Source organism: Nocardiopsis protaetiae, assembly GCF_045446735.1.
Lineage (GTDB): Bacteria > Actinomycetota > Actinomycetes > Streptosporangiales > Streptosporangiaceae > Nocardiopsis > Nocardiopsis protaetiae.
Window position 1 is genome coordinate 1 of the sequence record NZ_JBJJBV010000422.1, and the last position, 4,044, is coordinate 4,044.

Below are 4,044 nucleotides of genomic sequence, written 5' to 3' on the forward strand. Positions count from 1 at the left end.
GCCGGGGGCGAACTTTTCGTCCCCGGCCGGGGTCCGAGGGGGAGGAAACCGTCCCTTTCGACCGCCGAGGAGTGGTCCCCGTACACCCCCACCCCCCGACCCCGGCGGCACCCGCCGCCCCGGTCGGCGTTCCCCCGTTCCTGCGCCACGGCCTGCTCGCCGTGTCCGCCTTGGCCCTGATCGGCGCCCTCGCCGCCCCGGCCGTCCTCGCCTACACCTACCTCTTCACCGTCGAGAGCTGGTGCAACCCGCTGGGCATCCCGCGGGCCCCGGACCACCTGTCCGTCCCCGTGCACCACGTGAACCCGCCCTGTGACGGGTTCGCCTCCCTGATGTGGGGGTGGGCGGTGCTGTCCCTGGTCACGGCCGCCGTCGCCCTCGCGCTGCGGGCGCGGCTGCGCCCGGGCCGGGGCGCCCGCCCGCTCTGGTCGACGGCCGGCGCCCTGGCCATGGTGGCCGCCACCGCCCTGGCCAGCGGCCCCATGGTCTACCTGCGGCCCGTCCCGGGGTTCCGCCGCCTGTGCGGGAACGCCCTGTTCGGGGTCGCCGACACCTGCCCGCACCAGGTCGGAACGCTGTGGTGGGTCCTGGTGGCCGCGGTGGCGGCGGCCGCCGCCTGGGCCTGGCACCACGGCCGCCCCCGCCCCGCCAGGTAGGGCAACGGAGTGGTCGGACCACACCGGGTGTGCGGGGGCACCACCGTCCCCGCACACCCGGGTGGGATCAGGCGAACACCTTGCCGGGGTTGAAGATCCCCGCCGGGTCCAGCGCGTTCTTCACCGCCCGGTGCATGCCCACCACGTCCGGCCCCAGCTCCCGGGCGGCCCCGCGCATCTTCAACAGCCCCACCCCGTGCTCGCCGGTCACCGTGCCGCCCAGCGCCAGCGCCTCGTCCACGATCACCTCGAACGCCTCCTTGGCCCGCTTCTTGGCCGCCTCGTCCCCGGCCGGGACGATGAACAGCGGATGCAGATTTCCATCCCCCGCGTGGGCGATGTTGCCGATGTGGGTGTCGAACCGGCGCCCCGCCTCCTCGATCCGCGCCAGCATGTACGGCACCTGCGCCTTGGGCACGCACACGTCCTCGGTCAGCAGCGGCCCCAGCCGCTCCAGCGCCGGGTAGGCCAGCCTGCGCGCCGCGAACAGCGCCTCGGCCTCCTCGGCGTCGGTGGAGCGCACCGCATAGGCCGCCCCCTCGCCCTGGAAGCAGCCCAGGATGGTGTCGGCCTCCTGCTCCCCGGCCGCCCCCGGCTGGTCGCTGCGCGCCAGCAGCAGCACCTCGCCCTCGGCCGACAGCCCCATGTTCTTCCACTCGTCCACGGCCCGCAGACAGAACCGGTCGATGAGCTCCAGCGCCGAGGGCACCACTCCCGAGGCCGCCACCGCCGCCACCGCGCGCCCGGCGTCGGTCAGCGAGTCGAAGTAGCCCACCACCGTGTGCTCCACCCCGGTGCGCAGCGGCCGCATCCGCAGGGTCACCTCGGTGACCAGGCCCAGCGTCCCCTCCGAGCCCACCATCAGCCCGGCCAGGTCATAGCCGGTCACCCCCTTGGCGGTGGCCCGGCCCAGCCGCACCACCTGCCCGGTGCCCACCACCGCCTCCATGCCCAGCACGTAGTCGCGGGTCACCCCGTACTTGACGCAGCACAGCCCGCCCGCGTTGGTGGCGACGTTGCCGCCGATCGTCGACCAGGGGGCCGAGGCGGGGTCGGGCGGGTACCACAGCCCGTCGTCGGCGACCCGGCGGCGCAGGTCGTCGTTGACCACACCGGGCTGGACGACGGCGCTCTGCTGCACCGGATCGACCGACAGCACCCGGTTCATACGCTCGAAGGACACCACGACCCACCCGTCGACGGCGTTGGCGGCGCCCGACAGCCCGGTTCCGGCGCCGCGCCCCACCACCGGGACGCGGTGCTCGGCGCACAGGGCTACCACCGCGGCCACATCGGCGGTGTCGCGCGGGCGCACCACGGCGGCGGGGGTGCCGTAGGGCGCCCACTCGGCCTCGTCGTGGGCGTAACCCCGCATGATCTCGGGGTCGGTGATCACCTGGTCGGCGCCGATCCCGGCGGCCAGGCTCTGGGCGATGGACATGCCCCTCCTCAAGGCTCGGGCGCCGGCCCCGGCTCGGGCGGCGCTGACCAGCACCCTAGCGACCCCGCCCGGGCCCGCTCCCGCGCGGTGCCCCCGCTCCGCAAGCCCGCGGTGCTAGCGTCGCCAGCGGCGGCGGGGAAGGAGCGGGAGATGGCGAAGATCCTGGTCACCGGCAGTACCGGCACGCTGGGGCGGCCGGTGGTGGAGGGGCTGCGGCGCGCGGGCGAGCAGGTGTGCTCGCTCAGCAGGCACGCCCGGCCCGGCGACCCGTCGGCCCACGCGGTGGACCTGCGCTCGGGCACCGGCCTGGCCGAGGCCCTGGCGGGGGTGGACACGGTGGTGCACCTGGCCGCCGCCTCCGCCGCCGACGGGGACCTGAGGGCGGCCGCCCACCTGATCGGGCGGGCCCGCCGCGCCGGGGTGGGGCACGTGGTGTACGCCTCGGACGTGGGCGCGGACCGGATCCCCTCGCGCCACCACCGCACCCGGTACACGGTGGAGCGGGCGCTGGCCGCCTCGGGGCTGGGGTGGACGGTGCTGCGCACCACGTGGTTCCACGACCGGGCGGCGTCGCTGTGCGCGGCGGCGGCCCGCCTGCCGGTGGCGCCGGTCCCCGAGATCGCGGCGCAGCCCATCGCGGTGCACGAGGCGGCCTCCCGGCTGGTGCTGCTGGCCCGGGGGGAGCCGCGGGGGCGGGTGCCCGACATGGGCGGCCCCGCGGTGGAGTCCTTCGCCGACCTCATGGACGCCTACCTGAACGCGCACGGCCTGCCGCGGAGGACGGTGCCCGTGCGCCTGCCGGGGCGGGTGTTCGCGACCCACCGGGCGGGGGAGCACCTGGCCCCGGAGCGGGCGGTGGGCACGGTGACCTTCGCGGAGTTCCTCGCCCACCCCCACGACCCCACCGTTTGAACAAAGTGTTGAAAACTTTACGTTGACAATATGGGGTTGTCCAGGTGATGCTGGGACCATGACCGCACCCGACCTGACCCCGCCCGACCCCGAAAAAGCCCGCAAACAGCGCGCCTACCCCGCCCTGACCCGCCTCACCCACCGCCACGCCACCGGCGAGGACCGCATCCGCTGGGAGGCCGACACCCGCCCCATGGCCCCCCTGGACGCCTTGCGCCGCACCGCCGACCTCGCCGCCGGCAGCGCCCTGCCCGACACCGGCGAACCCGACGTCGACGGCGAGGACCTGCTGGCCGCCCTCACCCTGCTGCCCCTGGCCCGCGCCGAGTTCGACCGGCTCGAACTCGGCCTGCTCCAGATGGCCAAGGGACGCGGCATGACCTGGCAGGACATCGCCTTCGGCCTGGGCCTGGGCTCGGCCCAGGCCGCCCGCCAGCGCCACGACCGCCTCACCCACCGCACCGACTGAACAACCCGGCAGGGGTCCCCGCACCGGGGACCCCCACCGCCCCCTCACCCCAGCACCGAATGAGCCGCCCGCACCACACCGTGCGGGTCGCGCTCACGCTTGATCCGCCCCAACCGCTCCAACACCCGAGGCGAGAACACCCGCCCCACCGGCTCCCCCGCCCCCAGGGCCGTCAGCGGCTTGCGCCCGCTCACCGCCACCCCCGCGAACAGCCGCTCCAACCGCCCGCGCACCGCACCCTCCCCGCCCGGACCCACCGGCGCCCCGAACGCGTACGCGTAGAACGGCTCGCTCAGCGACCCGAACGGCGTCCCCGACGGCCCCGCCAGCGCACCGCCGAGCTGTCGCACCTGCACCCCGAACAGCGGATCCAGCGGCTCGGCCGCCAGCGCCGCACTCCACTCCCCGACCGGCCCGGTGAGCAGCTCGGTCCGGGCCAGCCCCGGCGTCGGATCCACCGGATCACCCGAAACCGACCCCAGCTCCGTCAACGCCAGCTCCCCCAACGTGTCGCGCACCGACCCGCCCACCGACGCCAGCGGCGCCAGCAACGCGCGCGCCCGCCC

General features: G+C 75.7%; 4 protein-coding genes and 1 pseudogene. 3 read left to right on the top strand and 2 right to left on the bottom strand.

Translation table 11 applies throughout. The features are described from left to right. The first annotated feature begins 71 nt into the window (after positions 1–71). Entirely contained in the window at positions 72–656 is a 585-nt protein-coding gene (locus ACJOT3_RS33195) for a hypothetical protein (protein ID WP_406977092.1), read from the top strand. 67 nt (positions 657–723) lie between these two features. On the opposite strand, the gene ACJOT3_RS33200 is transcribed toward ACJOT3_RS33195, so the two are convergent. Beyond that, complete coding sequence (locus tag ACJOT3_RS33200) at positions 724–2,097, bottom strand: FAD-binding oxidoreductase (RefSeq protein ID WP_406977093.1); 1,374 nt, start codon at positions 2,095–2,097, stop codon at positions 724–726. Between the two features lie 150 nt (positions 2,098–2,247). Between ACJOT3_RS33200 and ACJOT3_RS33205 the strand changes: the two genes are divergently transcribed. Both ACJOT3_RS33205 and ACJOT3_RS33210 read left to right on the top strand, forming a co-directional pair. After that, positions 2,248–3,009, top strand: a complete 762-nt coding sequence (locus ACJOT3_RS33205) for an SDR family oxidoreductase (protein ID WP_406977094.1) — start codon at positions 2,248–2,250, stop codon at positions 3,007–3,009. 58 nt (positions 3,010–3,067) lie between these two features. Then, the gene (locus ACJOT3_RS33210) at positions 3,068–3,478 is read left to right on the top strand and encodes a DNA-binding protein (RefSeq protein WP_406977095.1); all 411 of its coding nucleotides are present in this window, start codon (positions 3,068–3,070) and stop codon (positions 3,476–3,478) included. A gap of 44 nt (positions 3,479–3,522) precedes the next feature. On the opposite strand, the pseudogene ACJOT3_RS33215 reads toward ACJOT3_RS33210, so the two are convergent. After that, positions 3,523–4,044 (bottom strand): annotated as a pseudogene (locus tag ACJOT3_RS33215) (FAD-linked oxidase); the annotation flags it as partial.